The organism is Stieleria neptunia, assembly GCF_007754155.1.
Lineage (GTDB): Bacteria > Planctomycetota > Planctomycetia > Pirellulales > Pirellulaceae > Stieleria > Stieleria neptunia.
Map to the genome: position 1 here is coordinate 6425074 of NZ_CP037423.1, position 14647 is coordinate 6439720.

Sequence of the window (14647 nt, forward strand, 5' to 3'; positions counted from 1 at the left end):
GACGTCGCTTCCCATGCCTACTTATCCACGCATCGCCAGCCTGAAAACGTTTGACGATTTCCAATCGCGACTCCGCGAACTTGAGCTGCAGCTCCCCGCCGATGAAGTCGTCGAATCGGGCCCCGCATCACCGCTTGCACAATCCGGCCAGGTCGGCGAATTGACGATCGGAAACCGGTTCTGCATCTTGCCGATGGAAGGCTGGGACGGGACCAAGGATGGCAAGCCGACGGACCTGACCCGACGGCGTTGGAAAAACTTTGGCATCAGTGGTGCCAAATTGATGTGGGGCGGTGAAGCGGTTGCGGTTCGGCACGACGGCCGGGCCAACCCGAACCAATTGTGTCTGACCGAAAACAATCTTTCCGAAATCGGTGGTCTGCGCGAACTGTTGATCGCGGCGCACGCCGAACGTTTCGGTAACACCGATGATTTGGTCGTGGGATTGCAATTGACCCACTCGGGACGATTCGCCCGCCCGAACGAAAAGGCGAAAGCCGAGCCGCGCGCGGCCCAGCGAAACCCGGCGCTCGATCCGCGGTTGAACATCAACGACGACTCGGGCGTGATGACCGATGATGAACTCAAGTCCCTGATCGATGACTTTGTCGTCGCATCGGTCCGCGCCGCCAAGCTCGGTTATCAGTTTGTCGACGTCAAACACTGTCACGGGTACCTCGGCCACGAGCTGCTGAGCGGTGTCGACCGCCGGGGCGAATTCGGTGGCAGTTTTGAAAACCGAACGCGGTTCCTGCGCGAGATCGTCGCGGGGATCCGTGCCGAAGCCCCCGAGTTGGAATTGGGCGTCCGGCTCAGTATCTATGACTTCCTTCCCTATCGAAAATCCGAATCGGGCGTCGGCGAACCCGATCCCGCCGGCGACCCGCGGCTGGTCTTTGGGTCCAATTCACGCGGCGACGGCGTGGAATTGTCCGAACCAATTCGGTTTTTGGATTTGATGCAATCGCTGGGGATGAAATTGATTTGCACGACCGCGGGCAGCCCCTACTACACACCGCACCTGCAGCGGCCCGCCTTCTTTCCGCCCAGCGACGGATACCAGCCGCCCGAAGCACCGCTGATCGGGGTGGACCGTCAAATCGAGGCCACTGCCGAACTGAAAAAACGGTTTCCGGCGATGTTCGTCGTCGGCTCGGGGTACACCTATCTGCAAGACTGGCTGCCCAATGTGGCCCAAGCCGTCATCCGCAACGGATGGGCCGATTCGATCGGGCTCGGCCGCATGGTGCTCTCTTATCCCGACCTACCGGCCGATGTGCTCGAAGGAACCCAGCTGGCCAGAAAAAAGGTCTGCCGCACCTTCAGCGACTGCACCACCGCGCCGAGAAAAGGCATCATCAGCGGTTGCTACCCACTGGATCCGTTCTACAAAAATCTTCCCGAGCGGAAAGAATTGTTGGCACTGAAAAAGGAGTAAGTTTCCAGTCCCGAGTTGCAACTCGTTCCCAGGCTCCGGCCTGGGAACGCGATGCGCCGCCGGCTCCCGCCGGCCGACTCGCGAGGCGGAGGCTCCGGGACCGTGTGTTCCCAGGCAGAGCCTGGGAACAAGGTTGAAGTTTCAACTCCCTACCTCGAGCATCCAATCGACGATGCGTTTGGATGCGTTTCCGTCGCCGTAGGGATTGTCGATGACGTTGGCTCCTCTGCTGCGTTTGGGCTGGGCCAGCAGGTCGCTTGCGCGGCGGATGATCCGATCGCGATCGGTGCCGACCAGTTCTGCCAGTCCGGCCTCGACCGCCTCGGGACGTTCGGTTTTCGTCCGCGTGACCAACACCGCGCTGCCCAGCGACGGGGCTTCTTCCTGAACGCCGCCGGAATCGGTGATCACCAAGGTCGCCCGATCCATCAACCAGACAAACTCGGGGTAGTCGGCCGGCGGCACGAGATGGATGTTGGTTGATGCCCCCAACAGCTCATGAACGGGCCCCATCACGTTCGGGTTCATGTGAACCGGATAGATGAACTGAGTCTCGGGATGGCTGGCAGCCAACTGCGCGAGCGCGGCACAGATCTGTTGGAGCCCGCCGCCAAAATTTTCGCGTCGGTGACCGGTGACCAGGACCACTCGGTCGGCCATCGCCATCGGATACTTTTGTCGCCATCGGGTGTCGTCGGCGCGTTCTTTCGCGACGCTGTGCAACAAGGCATCGATGACGGTATTGCCGGTGACGCGGATGAAGTTTTGGGGAACGCCTTCGGCCAGCAAAGCGGACTCGCTGCGCGTCGTCGGGGCACAGTGCAGGTTCGTGACGATCCCGGTCACGCGGCGGTTGAACTCCTCCGGCCACGGCGCCATCAAATCACCGGTCCGCAGACCGGCCTCCACGTGCACAACGGGCAACCGGTGGTAGAACGCGACGATCGCCGAGGCCATCACGGTCGTCGTGTCGCCTTGGATAACGATGCAGTCGGGATCTTGTTCTCCCACGACCCGATCGACCGCTTCCAGACAGCGGGCGGTCAATTGAGTGAGCGTTTGCCCGGGCTGCATCAATCCCAAATCGATGTCCGGTGTGATCGAAAAATATCCCAAGACCTGCGCCAGCATTTCGCGGTGCTGGCCGGTGCTGCAGACGATCGGAGCGATCTGGTCCGGTCGCGATTGGCATTCCCGCACCACCGGGGCCAGCTTGATCGCCTCCGGACGGGTGCCAAAGACGATCAGCGGTCGCAAACGCGGGCCCTCGCGACGGGGGATGACCTGTGACGACTCGGAAGAATACGTGGACGGGGCGGTTTGAAAAGGCATTCGCAAGCGAGGATTCTCGGGAAGACGGCAGAAATACCTGATTGATCGGTGATCCGGACCTTCATTAGCCTGGAATCCCCTTGGGAATCCGGAGGTACGCGGCTATACATATAGACTACGTCCGTCAACAGAACCGTCCGAATTGAAATCGGCCGGCCAATTCGGGCATCAATCACAGCAGACAGCCCCTTTTACGAGGACAGCGGCAGGATACACACCGTCGGGAAAGTGCGAGCCACCGGTGATCCGCACCTGATCTGGGTTTGCCGGATTTGGAATTGCCGGACAACGACTCGTTGGAGTACTCCATCGCTCTGCCAACACCACTTCCGAAGCTGACACTTGGTTTGCAGAGGAACAGTCGCATCGTGAAAGACCCATCGACCAGATTCTGGATGGGTGCCGCGGGCATCGAGCGAGTGGATCGGACTCCTTTTCTGAGGGCCCCCCCTATCCGTCACGCAGCGTGGGTTGGTTGACTGCTGCCCCCTCCAAAACAACTCATTATTAGACCGAATGTCAGACAATTGGAACCTTCTTGCCAAGCTCCTTGGCACCCCTGGTCCGCCCGCCCCCCCCAAAGCATCCGAGCCGACAAAACAAGCCGAATCGAAAGCCGAAAACGAGGACGAACGCCCATCGGCGTCGGATCCATCCGGATTTTCCGATCAAGACTCGGACGAACCGGCATCACGAGACATGCCCCCGGTCGCCGAAGCGGTCGCGGATGTGCCTGACGAATCCGATCTGGGTGACGACGGCCCCTCGGCTGACGATGTGCTCCAAGCACTGACGGCCGAAACCGCTTCCAACCAATTGCCCGGATTCGGAGTCCGTGCCAAGGATCCGCGGATCGATGAACTGGCCGCCGGTGGCCCCCCCGCCACAGACGAGCCGGTCGTCGAAGAACTGCTGCACGTCGAAGCCACTCTCAGCGAGTCTGACAAGCTGTTCGCCGACTCGCCGTCGTCCGATTCTTCGGCCACCGAGCCGCAACCCGAGCCCGAAGCGGAGCAGGCCCCCGAGCCCGACAGTGCCGCCTGGTCCGAACTCGCCGGCGAACTGGGGATCGAAGCCACCGACGAGCCGCCGCCCCACCGAGCCCCGATGGAAATCAAACCGGCTCGCAAAGAATCGGCATCGTCGAAGTCGAAAAAAGCACCGCGAAGCTTCGGCGACGGACTGGGGATCGACCTCGGCCCCGAACCCGAAGTGATCGAGGAGCCGAGCGATGTGGAAGACGAACCGATCGTCGCGCCCGTGACGAAGCGAACACGCGACGACGATGAGGCGACACCCGTCTCCCATTCCGAAAAGCCGCTCGATCCGCCCGACCCGCTGTCGTTCCGCTCCTTTTCCGATCTGGAGGACGACCTCGATGAACCGGAACCGGTCGAAGCCGCGGCCGTGCCGGAGAAAGAGCCGCCACGCCAGGATCGTTCGCCCGCACGCGAAGAGCGACCGCGACGCCAACGTGGTTTTGATGACCGCGACGAATCCGATGATACCGACCGCCCGTCATCGGCGGGTGAACCGCGTGGACGTGGCGAACGCGGGGATCGCGACAGCTCACGCCCCGGCCGCGACCGAACGGAAGACCGAGACGGATCGGAAAACGGCGAAAGCCCACGACGACGCTCCGGACGCCGTGGTCGCCGGGGCCAACGCCAACGAATGAGCGAAGATTCGCTGGACCTGGAACCCAAGACGGACGAAGCCGTCGCCAGCCGCGACGACGAGAAGTTCGGCGGCGATGACGGAGACGATTCACGCCGAAACGCTCCCAAACGCCGCGAGCGCGGCGGACAATCCCGCCGCCGAACGATCAGCCGAGACGAATTCGACCCCGTCGATGGCGACGGCGACGAATTTGAACTGGTCGACGATGAATTCGCACTGGGCGTTGACCTGGATGCCGACGACTCCGACGACTCCGACGACGAGACAGACGAAGAGTCCGGCACGCGTCGTCGACGACGTGGACGCCGTGGTCGCGGTGGCAGAAAATCGCGAGGCGCCGGTGCAAGCGAATCCGAAGAAGCCCGACCGCAGTCCCGCGGACGCGGCGATTCAGACCGCGACGATGCCGGACTGGACGACGATCTCGACGACGAACCCATCCCAGCCTCGGCCTTTGACGATGACCACGAAGACGACGAGGAAGTTGATGTGATCCGCCGCGGTCGCCGACGACGCGGACGCCGGGGCGGACGCGGACGATCGACACGAGAATCCGAATCGGCCGACCAAGACGAGCGCGGCAGCGCCGAAACGGATGACGACGACGTGCGGCCACGACGCGGTTCCCGAAACCGCCAAGACGAATCGGATTCGGATTCGCGTGGCGAGGCGCCCGCCAGACGCAAGGTCGTTCCGACGTGGCAAGAGGTCGTCAACACGCTGGTCGACAATAATCTTGAAAACCACAAGAAGTCGCCGTCAGGCAAAGGCCGCGGGCGAGGCCGACGCCGTTGAGGAGCGTCACTGGCTCTTTAGCGGCAGGGCGCGAGCCCTCCGGTTTTGCACGGTGTTTTTGAAACGCGACCGGACGGCTCGCGGGCTGTCGATTTTGTGAGCCGTGGCGCGTAAGCGGCCGGGCATTCCGGCGCCCGCCCGAGGCCTTACGGCCAGCGGCTCACCATTGACTCAGCAGTTCCCGACTAAAACGACCGCCCGCTCGGACTGCCTAAACCAGCCCGGCAAGACAGAGTCCCAGAACCAACACCCCCGCCGGGATGCACCATCCGGCGAACCAGTGCAGGCGTTCTTGACGGCTCCATCCGATCAGCCACTTGAGCGCGAAGATCCCGACGCCGAACGCGACCACAGCCCCGACGCCCAACTCGACGATCGAGTGATCCATCGGCACCCCCTCTTGCACCTGGTCCACCAGGTCCTTGATCGCCAGCACCGTCGCACCGGAGATCGCGGGAATCGCCAGCAGGAACGAGAAGACGACCGCATCGTCGGTTTTCAGTCCCAACAAGCGGCCGCCCAGAATCGTCGACCCGCTACGGCTGATCCCGGGCAGAATGGCGAAGGCTTGGAAACAGCCGACCACGAACGCGCCCCAGTACGACATGTCGCGATAGGCGCGATGCCGCGCGGGCAGCTTGCCCAGTACGATCAGCATGACTCCGGTCACGATCAACATCGCGCCGGCCAGCATCGGGTTTTTCAGAATCCAGCCGAATTGGGATTTAATCGTCAGCCCGACCACCACGGCCGGTATCGTTCCGACAATCAATAAAGGGATCACACGCCGGTCGCTGGTCAGCAAATCTAAGATACGACGCCAGAAAATCACCAAGATCGACCCGAGCGTCCCTGCGTGCAAGATAATCTCCAACGTCGGCGATTCGCTTTGGGCGTCGCTGAGCATCGCCCCCAAAATCACGAGATGCCCGGATGAACTGATCGGAAGGAATTCGGCAATCCCTTGCACTATGGCCAGAATGATGGTCTCGATCACGCCACTATTTCCATTTGGTTATTCACGGGGCCTGCATCGGAAAAAGGGTCAGGCCCGAAAATGCGAAGCACCCTTTGGGCCATTGGTTTTTTGGGGCCTGACCCCTTTTCCGCTTCGAAGTTGACAAAGCGCTAAATCGACCGCTTCTCGCGGCACACCATCACGCTCAAACTGTTGCCGCAGTATTCATCGCCGCAGCGAACGAGGGAACCATCCATCATGTCACCGGACAACCAGAACGCTGACACAGAGTGCATCGATCCGGATGCCCGGCCTGTAACGAATCCACCGACTCCAAACGCCTGCACGACACCCACCACACCGGATGCGGCATCGCCCCCTGTGTCGAATTCAATTCGTATGGACGTCATCAATCTGCTGCGTGGATTTTGTATGGGGGCAGCGAACATCGTGCCAGGGGTCAGCGGAGGAACCGTGGCGCTGGTCTTGGGGCATTACCAACGTTTGATCGATGCGGTCAGTCGCGTCGACTCTCATTTGATCGGGCAAGTCGTCTCGCGTCGTTGGAAGGAAGCCTGGAACTATGTCGACGCTCGCTTTTTGGCTGCGATCGGCGGCGGCGTTGTGATCGGCAGCGTCGCGCTGGCGGGGCTGATCAATTGGCTGTTCGACCATCACATGCCAGAAACCTTTGCCGTCTTTTTCGGCATGATCTTGGCCAGCGTGCTGATCGTGCGTCGGCAGGTCAAACGCTGGGGCCCGGCCAGCCTGGCCGCGTGCGCTTTCGGCATCTTGGTCGCCGTGCTCGTCGGACGGCTTTCGCCCACCGATGGCGGAGACTCGTTAATCTATCTGTTCGGATCCGCGGCCATCGCGATCTGCGCGATGATCCTGCCCGGCATCAGCGGCGCCTTCATCCTGCTCCTGCTGGGCGTCTATCACCCGATCACGGGACTGATCAAGAACACGGTGAAGCTGGACATCGACTTGAGTTCCATCGTCCAGCTCGGCGTGTTCGCGTTTGGTTGCCTGTTCGGGCTGCTCGCGTTCTCTCGCCTGTTAAGCTGGATGCTCGATCACCACCGCGACAAGACGATGGCGGTCCTGGTCGGGTTGATGATCGGCAGCGTGGAAAAGCTATGGCCGTTACAAGTCCCGACCGCAGAGACCGCCGGATTGAAGATGAAGGAGCGGATCATGCAAGTGGTTCCGCCAAGCGAGTGGAACGGAAGCCTGATCCTGTTGATCGCGCTGGTCGTCGGCGCCGCGGCGTTCGTCCTGGTACTCGAACGCGTTGCCGAAAGCGATCTGGTCAGCGACCATGAACCCGTCGATTAAAGATGTCCGGGTCGAACGGGTTGTCAACCTTGGGCATGCGCCTGGTCCGCGGCGCGGTTTCCGTCACCGGCGGCCCTGCCTTCCAAACCGACTCCGTCGGGAGCGTTTCCGGCAGATCGGGAATCCCCGCTGCCGACTCCGTCTGACCCGCCTGGCCGGTCTGATCAATTGCCGCAAGCTGCGGCGGTGAAGCCGGAACCAACGTCTCGCCGCCATCGCCTTGCCCCAACGCCGCCTGCCAACGCGACGCCGAATGGTTTGACGGAAGCTGATGAAGCCAACGATCCAAGCTGGTCATCATCGCCGAACCCTGGCTGCCAAAGGTATGCCGTCGGCCGCCATGCCCGTCCGACGCACGGCGACGGATCAGACTGCTCGCCGGGTCGGTCAGGTCAACGTACTGCATCACAGCCTGCAGATTGTCTTTGGCCACATCCTTGGGAGCCCACTTGGATGTCAGTGCGGTGTGGATCTGGAACTCACGCGTGTTTCGGTCGTCACGGGCATGGCAACTGGTACAACGATTCATCAAGATCGGTTGAATTCGCGCCGTGAACTCATACACCAAGCTCTCCGGCAACCCGCTGGACTCGGCCGCCGTCTCTGACTCGACACCCCCGCGATCATCTACCACCGCGGTTTCGTGCGAGACCGTTCTCACCGAAGGAACCTGCGGCTCGTCCGAGGCGGGCGACTGCGTGGGATTGGCCTGCTGTTTGAGCACGGCTGCGATCTGCCGCAACAACTGAATCGTTTGCGGATTCGACGGCTCAAGCGATCTCGCTTCCAGGACGTCCTGGGCAGCCTCTCGCACCAACCCATGCCGCAAGCACCAACGAACATCGGCCTGCACGCGCTTCAAGTCACCTTGAAAACGATTCTTGCGTCGGTATTCGTACAACTCGCGCATCGATCGCCCCACCGTTTCGACTTGGTCGCTCGGAAGATTGATTTTTGATTGGTCGCTGCGTGTGATGCAGATTGTCCCGCCGATCTTGGTGACGGCACCGGACAGAACGTTGCCGTTGCGAAGCAAGACACAGGATTCAGTCTGCGGTGCAGCTTGCGGCAACTCAGCGGCAGTCGACGGCGAGAACGATGCCAACGCGATCGCGATTGCGACGACGAGCCCGGCGGTCTGGACGGATGCCAACAAGGGAAGGGAATTTTTCATTCGCTTGGGCTATCAAACCCCGACCCCAGACGTCAAGAGCGACGTTTTTCGGGTGGACGATCGATCCCAGCCGGAGCTTAAGAACCAGTATCGACCGGCTTGAACCAACATGGACGCCACCGTCAGGAATTGCTAAGACCGATCCTTTCACCTGAATCGGTCGGTTCACCCAGCGTCCCCTCTTTCTCGCCCATGTCCGCATCGCCGCCAAATTCACCGCGAATTTTGTTCCTGGACGACAACGTCCGCGACATCGGCGGTCACTATTTGGAATTGGCCAGCCTGCTCGCTGACGGTGCACGCCAGCTCGGCTATCGGCCCAAGTTGGTCACACACGCATCGTTACCGCGACGCAATCCGCAATTGTCTGGTGATTCCCGGCTGGAACATCTGGATATCGAACCGCGGTTCGACGTGCGGCGGATGGAAAACTGGTCACTCGGCGTCGACGGCCCTTCGATGGTCCAGCGAGATTGCCATGCCGTCCCGGTCGGAGGTTCGGTGATCTGCCGAATCCGGCAATCCGTTGACGATTTTCTCTGCCGACCGTCGCGGCGCCCGCGCGCGATGCTGAATGCCTGGTCATCGGCGTTTGTTGATTCGGTTCGACGCTTCGCCCCACAACCGAACGATCGGATCGTGATCAACACGGGCGGCGACTTTCAAATTCTGGCATTGGCCCACGCGATCGAAACCCTGGACCGCGAGGGCGACCTGGCCCCGATGACCCTTCACGTCCTGTTCCATTTCGCCGTGTTTGAATCCACGGTGACCGAACGCGCGGTCGCATTCGGCCGCCAAGTCAACGCAGCTGTGGCGGCGATCACCGGACACCGGATCCATCTGCATGCGACCACCGAATCGCTGTGTCAACAGTTGGCGGCCGTCGGCGTCCATGCGACCGCAATTCCCTACCCCACCCGGGCCGAAAACCGCCCGTCAACGTCGCCCCCCTCGCCCGCCGGAACCAAGATTCTGTTGGCCGGTATGCCGCGAGCCGAAAAGGGGCGCGACCAGATTCGCGGCTTGCTGGAATCGATCGAGCAACCTTACCTGCGTTCGGGCCGTTTCAGCTGGTCGATGCAGCTTCCTGAAAAACGTTGGCAACGGATGATCCCGCTGTCGCTGCAACCCGCCTGCCCCCCATCGGCGTCGGACCGAGCCGAGCGGGACACCGGTGTGGGGCTGGAAATTTTGCGTGGAAACCTGACCAGCGCGGCCTACCACGGCTGGTTGGACACGGCCGGGATCGGATTGTTTCTGTACGACGCCGAGCGTTACGTCGCGCGGTGCAGCGGCGTCTTGCTGGAAATGATGATCCGTGGCGTCCCCGTGATGGTCCCGGACGGATGTTGGCTGGCCGATCAAGTTCGCGCCGCCGAACCGACCGGCTCGATCGGCTGGATCTATCAATCCGTCGACCAAATTCCACAATTGCTGAGCACGGCGGAGGCGACGTTGGCGGACATTACCGCCAATTGTCGGCGGCACGCCAAACACATCGCCGCGCACCACTCCGGCAAGAACTCCCTGCTCGAAATGGGCATCACCGATCATGCGTCTTCGTCAATTCGACGGGCCGGATAGGATTCAATTGCGATGAAACTGAAACACCTGCTTCGTTATCCGTTTGACATTCGCCTGGCCGAACAACAACTCGCCTCCGCGTCGAAATCAGCGGCGAAATCGGCATTGGAACCCTCTGCCACCACCATCGGGTTGGATCTCTACACCGATCATTTGCTGTTCGATGGCGGACGGCACTTGGCGTGCCTGGCGGCGTTGGCCGGCAAAATCGATTCGCCAGTCACGGTGCGTTGCAGCCGCGTGCTGCTGGCGGCGATTGCCCACAAGCCCCATGGCGGTCGCTTTCTGGCGATGCCCCATGTCCATTGGATCGAACCATCGCGTCCGTTTCCGCCGCACTCGTTGGTGTTGCTCGACGTCGACGGCGGTCGCGCCGATCGAGTCCTCAGCCGACAACGTACCGTCGCCATGCTGGTCGGACGCGAGCCGGCCGCCAAAACCCTGGTCATGCCCTATCCGATGCATCCGCAACAGATCCAGGATTCGGCCGACGGTCGGTTCAATACGCTGCGGACGCAAATGAAAGCGGGCATCTTCTTTGCCGGAAACCAGAACCGGCGCTATGGACGCGACTCGATGCACAGCGAGTTCGGCGTGCTGTCACGGTTGGAGATCCTGTCGACGCTGCCCCAAACGTTTGATGTTCGGATTCATGAGCGTGACGCCGACGGCCGCGCTGACCGGATCGTGCTTCGCGACAGCGCAAGTGCCCCGATCCCGGCCGAGGAGTGGATGGCGACCTTGGCGTCCCACCAGTTCTTTCTGTGTTGCCCGGGAGCGTCCCAGCCGGTCTGCCACAATGCGATCGAAGCGATGTCGGTCGGCACCATCCCGATCATCGAGTACGCCGACCGCTTCCATCCCGAACTGGTCGACGGAGTCAACGCGGTCTGCTTTCGCGGCCGCAAGGGCTTGATCGCGGCGATCCGACGGATCGATTCCATGCCGCCGGAAAAGCGATCACGGCTGTCCCGAAATGTCTGCCGCCACTACGACGAACACCTCGACGGCGCCCGGTTTCTGAAGCGTTTGCGCGACGAGACGAACACCGATTTTGTGGACCAGATTTCGATGCCCTTTCACAATCGCGATTTCTTCTCCAAGGCCTCACCGCCCAGCGGCCGTGTGCCCCTGAGCCACTCCCGCGCCGCTTGACGAACCGCGAGTCAGCCTGGAAGATTCGGCCGCGGAAAAGGGGTCACCGCGGAAAAGGGGTCAGGCCCCAAAAATGCGGAGCACCCTTCGGGCCATTTGGTTTTTGGGGCCTGACCCCTTTTCCGCTTGCGGAGCACCCTTCGGGCCATTTGGTTTTTGGGGCCTGACCCCTTTTCCGCTTCACGACGAGACTCGTTCGATTCTTCCCATTGCTGGTTCTTTCCTCCATGCGCGTTCTCGTTACCGGACCGGCCGGATTTCTCGGTGCCGAAATTGTCGATCAGCTGCTCGCCCGCGGCGACCAGGTCGTCGGTATCTCGCGTGGTGACTACCCCGAACTGGCCGACAAGGGCGTCGCGTACCATCGCGGCGACCTGTCCGATGCCGCCGTCAGCGAACGGCTGATTCGCGACGTCGATGCGGTCGTGCACACCGCCGCGGTCGCCGGCGTCTGGGGAGCCTATGAAACGTTTTACCGGATCAACACACAAGCCACCCTGAATGTCATCGATGCCTGTCACAAGCACGGCATCGGCAACCTGGTGTTCACCAGCAGCCCCAGCGTGACGTTCGCCGGTGACGACCAGCGCGGCGTCGACGAATCGGTGCCCTATCCCGACCGCTGGCTGTGCGCCTATCCGCAAACCAAAGCGCTCGCCGAGCAAGCGGTTTTGCAGGCCCACCGGCCGGGTGAGTTGAACACGTGTGCCCTGCGTCCGCATCTGATCTGGGGCGCAGACGACCCGCATTTGCTCGCCCGCGTGATCGACCGTGCCGCGGCGGGCAAATTAAAAATTGTCGGCGATGGCAAAAACCGGATCGACACCGTTCACGTGGTCAACGCCGCCGCCGCCCACCTGGATGCACTCGACGCGCTGCAGCAACGTCCCGAGGTGGCGGGAGGACGGGCGTATTTCATCGCCCAGGATGAACCGGTCAACTGTTGGGATTGGATCGCACAGATTTGCCAAATCGGCTCGGTCGCGGCCCCCTCCCGGCGCGTCCCGTTCCGAGTCGCCTACGCCGTCGGGGCTGCGCTGGAGGCGGCGTCTCGCTTGACCGGCCGACAAACCGAACCGGTCATGACCCGTTTTGTGGCAGCCCAATTGGCCAAAGATCACTATTTCGATATTTCGGCGGCCAAGGAACGATTGGGGTACAAAGTTCGTGTTTCGATGGACCAGGGACTCCAAGAATTGCGGACGGCGTGGCAAGATCAGACGACTTGATCACCAGCATCCCCCTCGAACGACGGTAGCTGCGCGGGACAAAGCGTGGTCCAATGGTCCAGACGTTCCAGACCCGATCTCCTCCCCCACACCCTGCAAGGCGCTCCCATGTCGACCAGCGACGTGCGAAACATTGATTCGCTTCAGCGGCTCCGCACCGGGGTGCTCTCCATGGCCGACAGCTGGGAGAAAACGCTGCAGGAGATTCGGATTTCCATTCACCGGGCGGATCAGTATTTCGGCGACGAGGTGCCGCGGTATTGGCGTCATCAGACGGAGCTTGCCGAGCGTGAATTGACCGAGGCGAAAGACAATCTGCAACAAAAACAGTCGTCCGCGCGGGCCGGTGATCGCGTCAGCGCCCTGGAAGCTCAAAAGCGGGTGGCGGCGGCCAAGGCTCGCTTGGACCTGTGTCGCGATCGCTATCGAACCGCCAAATCGTTGGCGATCGAAATTCGCCATCAATGTGACGAACTGCTCGGTCCACTAGCGGACATGACCGAACACAGCGACAATCTTCTGCCCGCCGCGGCGCTCAAGCTCGGCACGCTGCTGGAATGGCTTCATCGCTACGCGGACGCCGCACAGTTGCCCGTGTCACCCGATGAAGCGTTCGCGTCACCGACCGGTCCGCCTTCGGATCCTCCGCCGGATCCCCCCGCATCGGACGCCCCGTGAAGCGATTCGTGGGATCGGTTTCCAGCCCGTCGATGCTGACCCTCTTGTACGATTCCTACCGTAACTCCCATTCTGTCGATGTCTGAATCTGCCAGCCAAATCTTTGAAACCCTCCGCCACTGCGACACCTCTGGATCGGAATTGCTCCAACAGCTCGCGGAATCCTTCCGCCAAGAACAGTTGCCGATGGAGTTGTTCGAGGCCCGAAAAATGATCGTCCGCGACCGACTGGGGTTGCCGCTGTTGACCAGCGAAGACGAACCGACGCGGTCGGAAGAGGTCGAGCGACAATTGGAACTGGGACTTTTGGAAGCCTGTCGCGAGTCGGGCGAAATGCTGATCCGAGCCGGACGTGTTTTCGAAGGCTGGACCTACCTGCGACCGACCGGCGACAACGAACTGATCCGGAACCTGATCGCCGAAGTCGAAATCACGGACGACAACTACGACGAAATGCAACGCGTCCTGTTGCACGAAGGCGTCGATGTGGGACGGGGATTCCAGGCCGTCCTGGACCATCAGGGTACCTGCAACAGCATCACGTTGTTTGACCAGGCGATCGCCCAACGCAGCAAAGCGGACCGCCGCGCCGCCGGAGAACGTTTGCTGGAACATTTTTACAACGAATTGATCACGCTGGTCCGCGACGATATCACCGCCCGCGATGCCGCCCCCGGCGATGATGAATCGCTGTCCGACATGCTGGCCAATCGGCCTTGGGTGATGAAAGACGGTGGCTATCACCTCGATACAACCCACCTGTCATCGACCGTGCGGATTGCGTCCACACTGACGGATCCGAAACAGCTTCGCAAGGCTTGGGAACTGACACAATACGGACGCCAGCTGCACCACCAGTTCCAATACCCCGGCGAAGAACCGTTCGTCGATTTCTATCCCGCCTATGCCGCGTTCTATTCGATCTTGCTGGGCGAAAACGTCGACGCCGGATTGAAACTGTTCGAACGAAAAGCGATCAACGTCGATCCCCAAGAACACGGCACCGCGGCGATCGAAACCTACATCGATCTGCTCGACCGCGTCGGACGCCCCCTGCAAGCGATCGAGTTCGCGATCCGCCACGTTCCCGAAGACGTGCCGTCGCAATCGATCGTACCGCTGCTGATCGAGATCGCCGCTCACGCCGCCCAGTCGGGCGACAGCTCAGGCTATGACCTGATCATGGACTTCTGCGCCGCCAAGCAAGACGCACTCGGGTTCGCCGTCGCCAAACACGCCACCCTGGCGAAATGACGCAATGCATGGAAGTGGCAGAATCATAT

General features: G+C 61.4%; 12 protein-coding genes. 8 read left to right on the forward strand and 4 right to left on the reverse strand.

Annotated features, from left to right (window positions below; translation table 11 throughout):
• The first annotated feature begins 13 nt into the window (after positions 1-13).
• Positions 14-1438: an oxidoreductase gene (locus Enr13x_RS22355; protein ID WP_145389098.1), complete on the forward strand. Its 1425-nt coding sequence runs from the start codon at positions 14-16 to the stop codon at positions 1436-1438.
• A 141-nt stretch (positions 1439-1579) separates the two neighbouring features.
• Here the strand turns inward: Enr13x_RS22355 and wecB are convergent, their stop codons facing one another.
• Positions 1580-2770, reverse strand: a complete 1191-nt coding sequence (gene wecB / locus Enr13x_RS22360; RefSeq protein ID WP_145389099.1) for a non-hydrolyzing UDP-N-acetylglucosamine 2-epimerase — start codon at positions 2768-2770, stop codon at positions 1580-1582.
• Positions 2771-3286: 516 nt separating this feature from the next.
• Between wecB and Enr13x_RS22365 the strand changes: the two genes are divergently transcribed.
• Entirely contained in the window at positions 3287-5245 is a 1959-nt protein-coding gene (locus Enr13x_RS22365; protein ID WP_145389100.1) for a hypothetical protein, read from the forward strand.
• A 211-nt stretch (positions 5246-5456) separates the two neighbouring features.
• On the opposite strand, the gene Enr13x_RS22370 is transcribed toward Enr13x_RS22365, so the two are convergent.
• Together Enr13x_RS22370 and Enr13x_RS39450 are read right to left on the reverse strand one after the other, a co-directional pair.
• The gene (locus Enr13x_RS22370; protein ID WP_145389101.1) at positions 5457-6242 is read right to left on the reverse strand and encodes an undecaprenyl-diphosphate phosphatase; all 786 of its coding nucleotides are present in this window, start codon (positions 6240-6242) and stop codon (positions 5457-5459) included.
• A gap of 131 nt (positions 6243-6373) precedes the next feature.
• Entirely contained in the window at positions 6374-6499 is a 126-nt protein-coding gene (locus tag Enr13x_RS39450; protein WP_261344148.1) for a hypothetical protein, read from the reverse strand.
• 103 nt (positions 6500-6602) lie between these two features.
• On the opposite strand from Enr13x_RS39450, the gene Enr13x_RS22375 reads away from it, so the two are divergent.
• Positions 6603-7541, forward strand: a complete 939-nt coding sequence (locus tag Enr13x_RS22375) for a DUF368 domain-containing protein (RefSeq protein WP_197455280.1) — start codon at positions 6603-6605, stop codon at positions 7539-7541.
• Here Enr13x_RS22375 and Enr13x_RS22380 read toward each other — a convergent pair.
• On the reverse strand, positions 7516-8715 hold the full coding sequence (locus Enr13x_RS22380) for a hypothetical protein (RefSeq protein WP_145389103.1): 1200 nt from the start codon (positions 8713-8715) through the stop codon (positions 7516-7518). The genes Enr13x_RS22375 and Enr13x_RS22380 overlap by 26 nt on opposite strands.
• A 192-nt stretch (positions 8716-8907) precedes the next feature.
• Between Enr13x_RS22380 and Enr13x_RS22385 the strand changes: the two genes are divergently transcribed.
• The 5 genes from Enr13x_RS22385 (at position 8908) to Enr13x_RS22405 (ending at position 14618) form a co-directional block, all read left to right on the forward strand.
• Positions 8908-10302, forward strand: coding sequence for a hypothetical protein (locus Enr13x_RS22385; protein WP_145389104.1), 1395 nt, complete (start codon positions 8908-8910; stop codon positions 10300-10302).
• A gap of 12 nt (positions 10303-10314) precedes the next feature.
• A complete protein-coding gene (locus tag Enr13x_RS22390) occupies positions 10315-11457 on the forward strand; it encodes a glycosyltransferase family protein (protein WP_145389105.1) in 1143 nt (380 codons plus the stop codon).
• Positions 11458-11684: 227 nt separating this feature from the next.
• Positions 11685-12686 carry an NAD-dependent epimerase/dehydratase family protein gene (locus Enr13x_RS22395; protein WP_145389106.1) on the forward strand — a complete coding sequence of 334 codons (1002 nt, stop codon included), beginning with the start codon at positions 11685-11687 and terminating at the stop codon, positions 12684-12686.
• Positions 12687-12794: 108 nt separating this feature from the next.
• Positions 12795-13364, forward strand: coding sequence for a hypothetical protein (locus tag Enr13x_RS22400; protein ID WP_145389107.1), 570 nt, complete (start codon positions 12795-12797; stop codon positions 13362-13364).
• Positions 13365-13442: 78 nt separating this feature from the next.
• Positions 13443-14618 carry a hypothetical protein gene (locus Enr13x_RS22405; protein WP_145389108.1) on the forward strand — a complete coding sequence of 392 codons (1176 nt, stop codon included), beginning with the start codon at positions 13443-13445 and terminating at the stop codon, positions 14616-14618.
• Positions 14619-14647 lie beyond the last annotated feature (29 nt).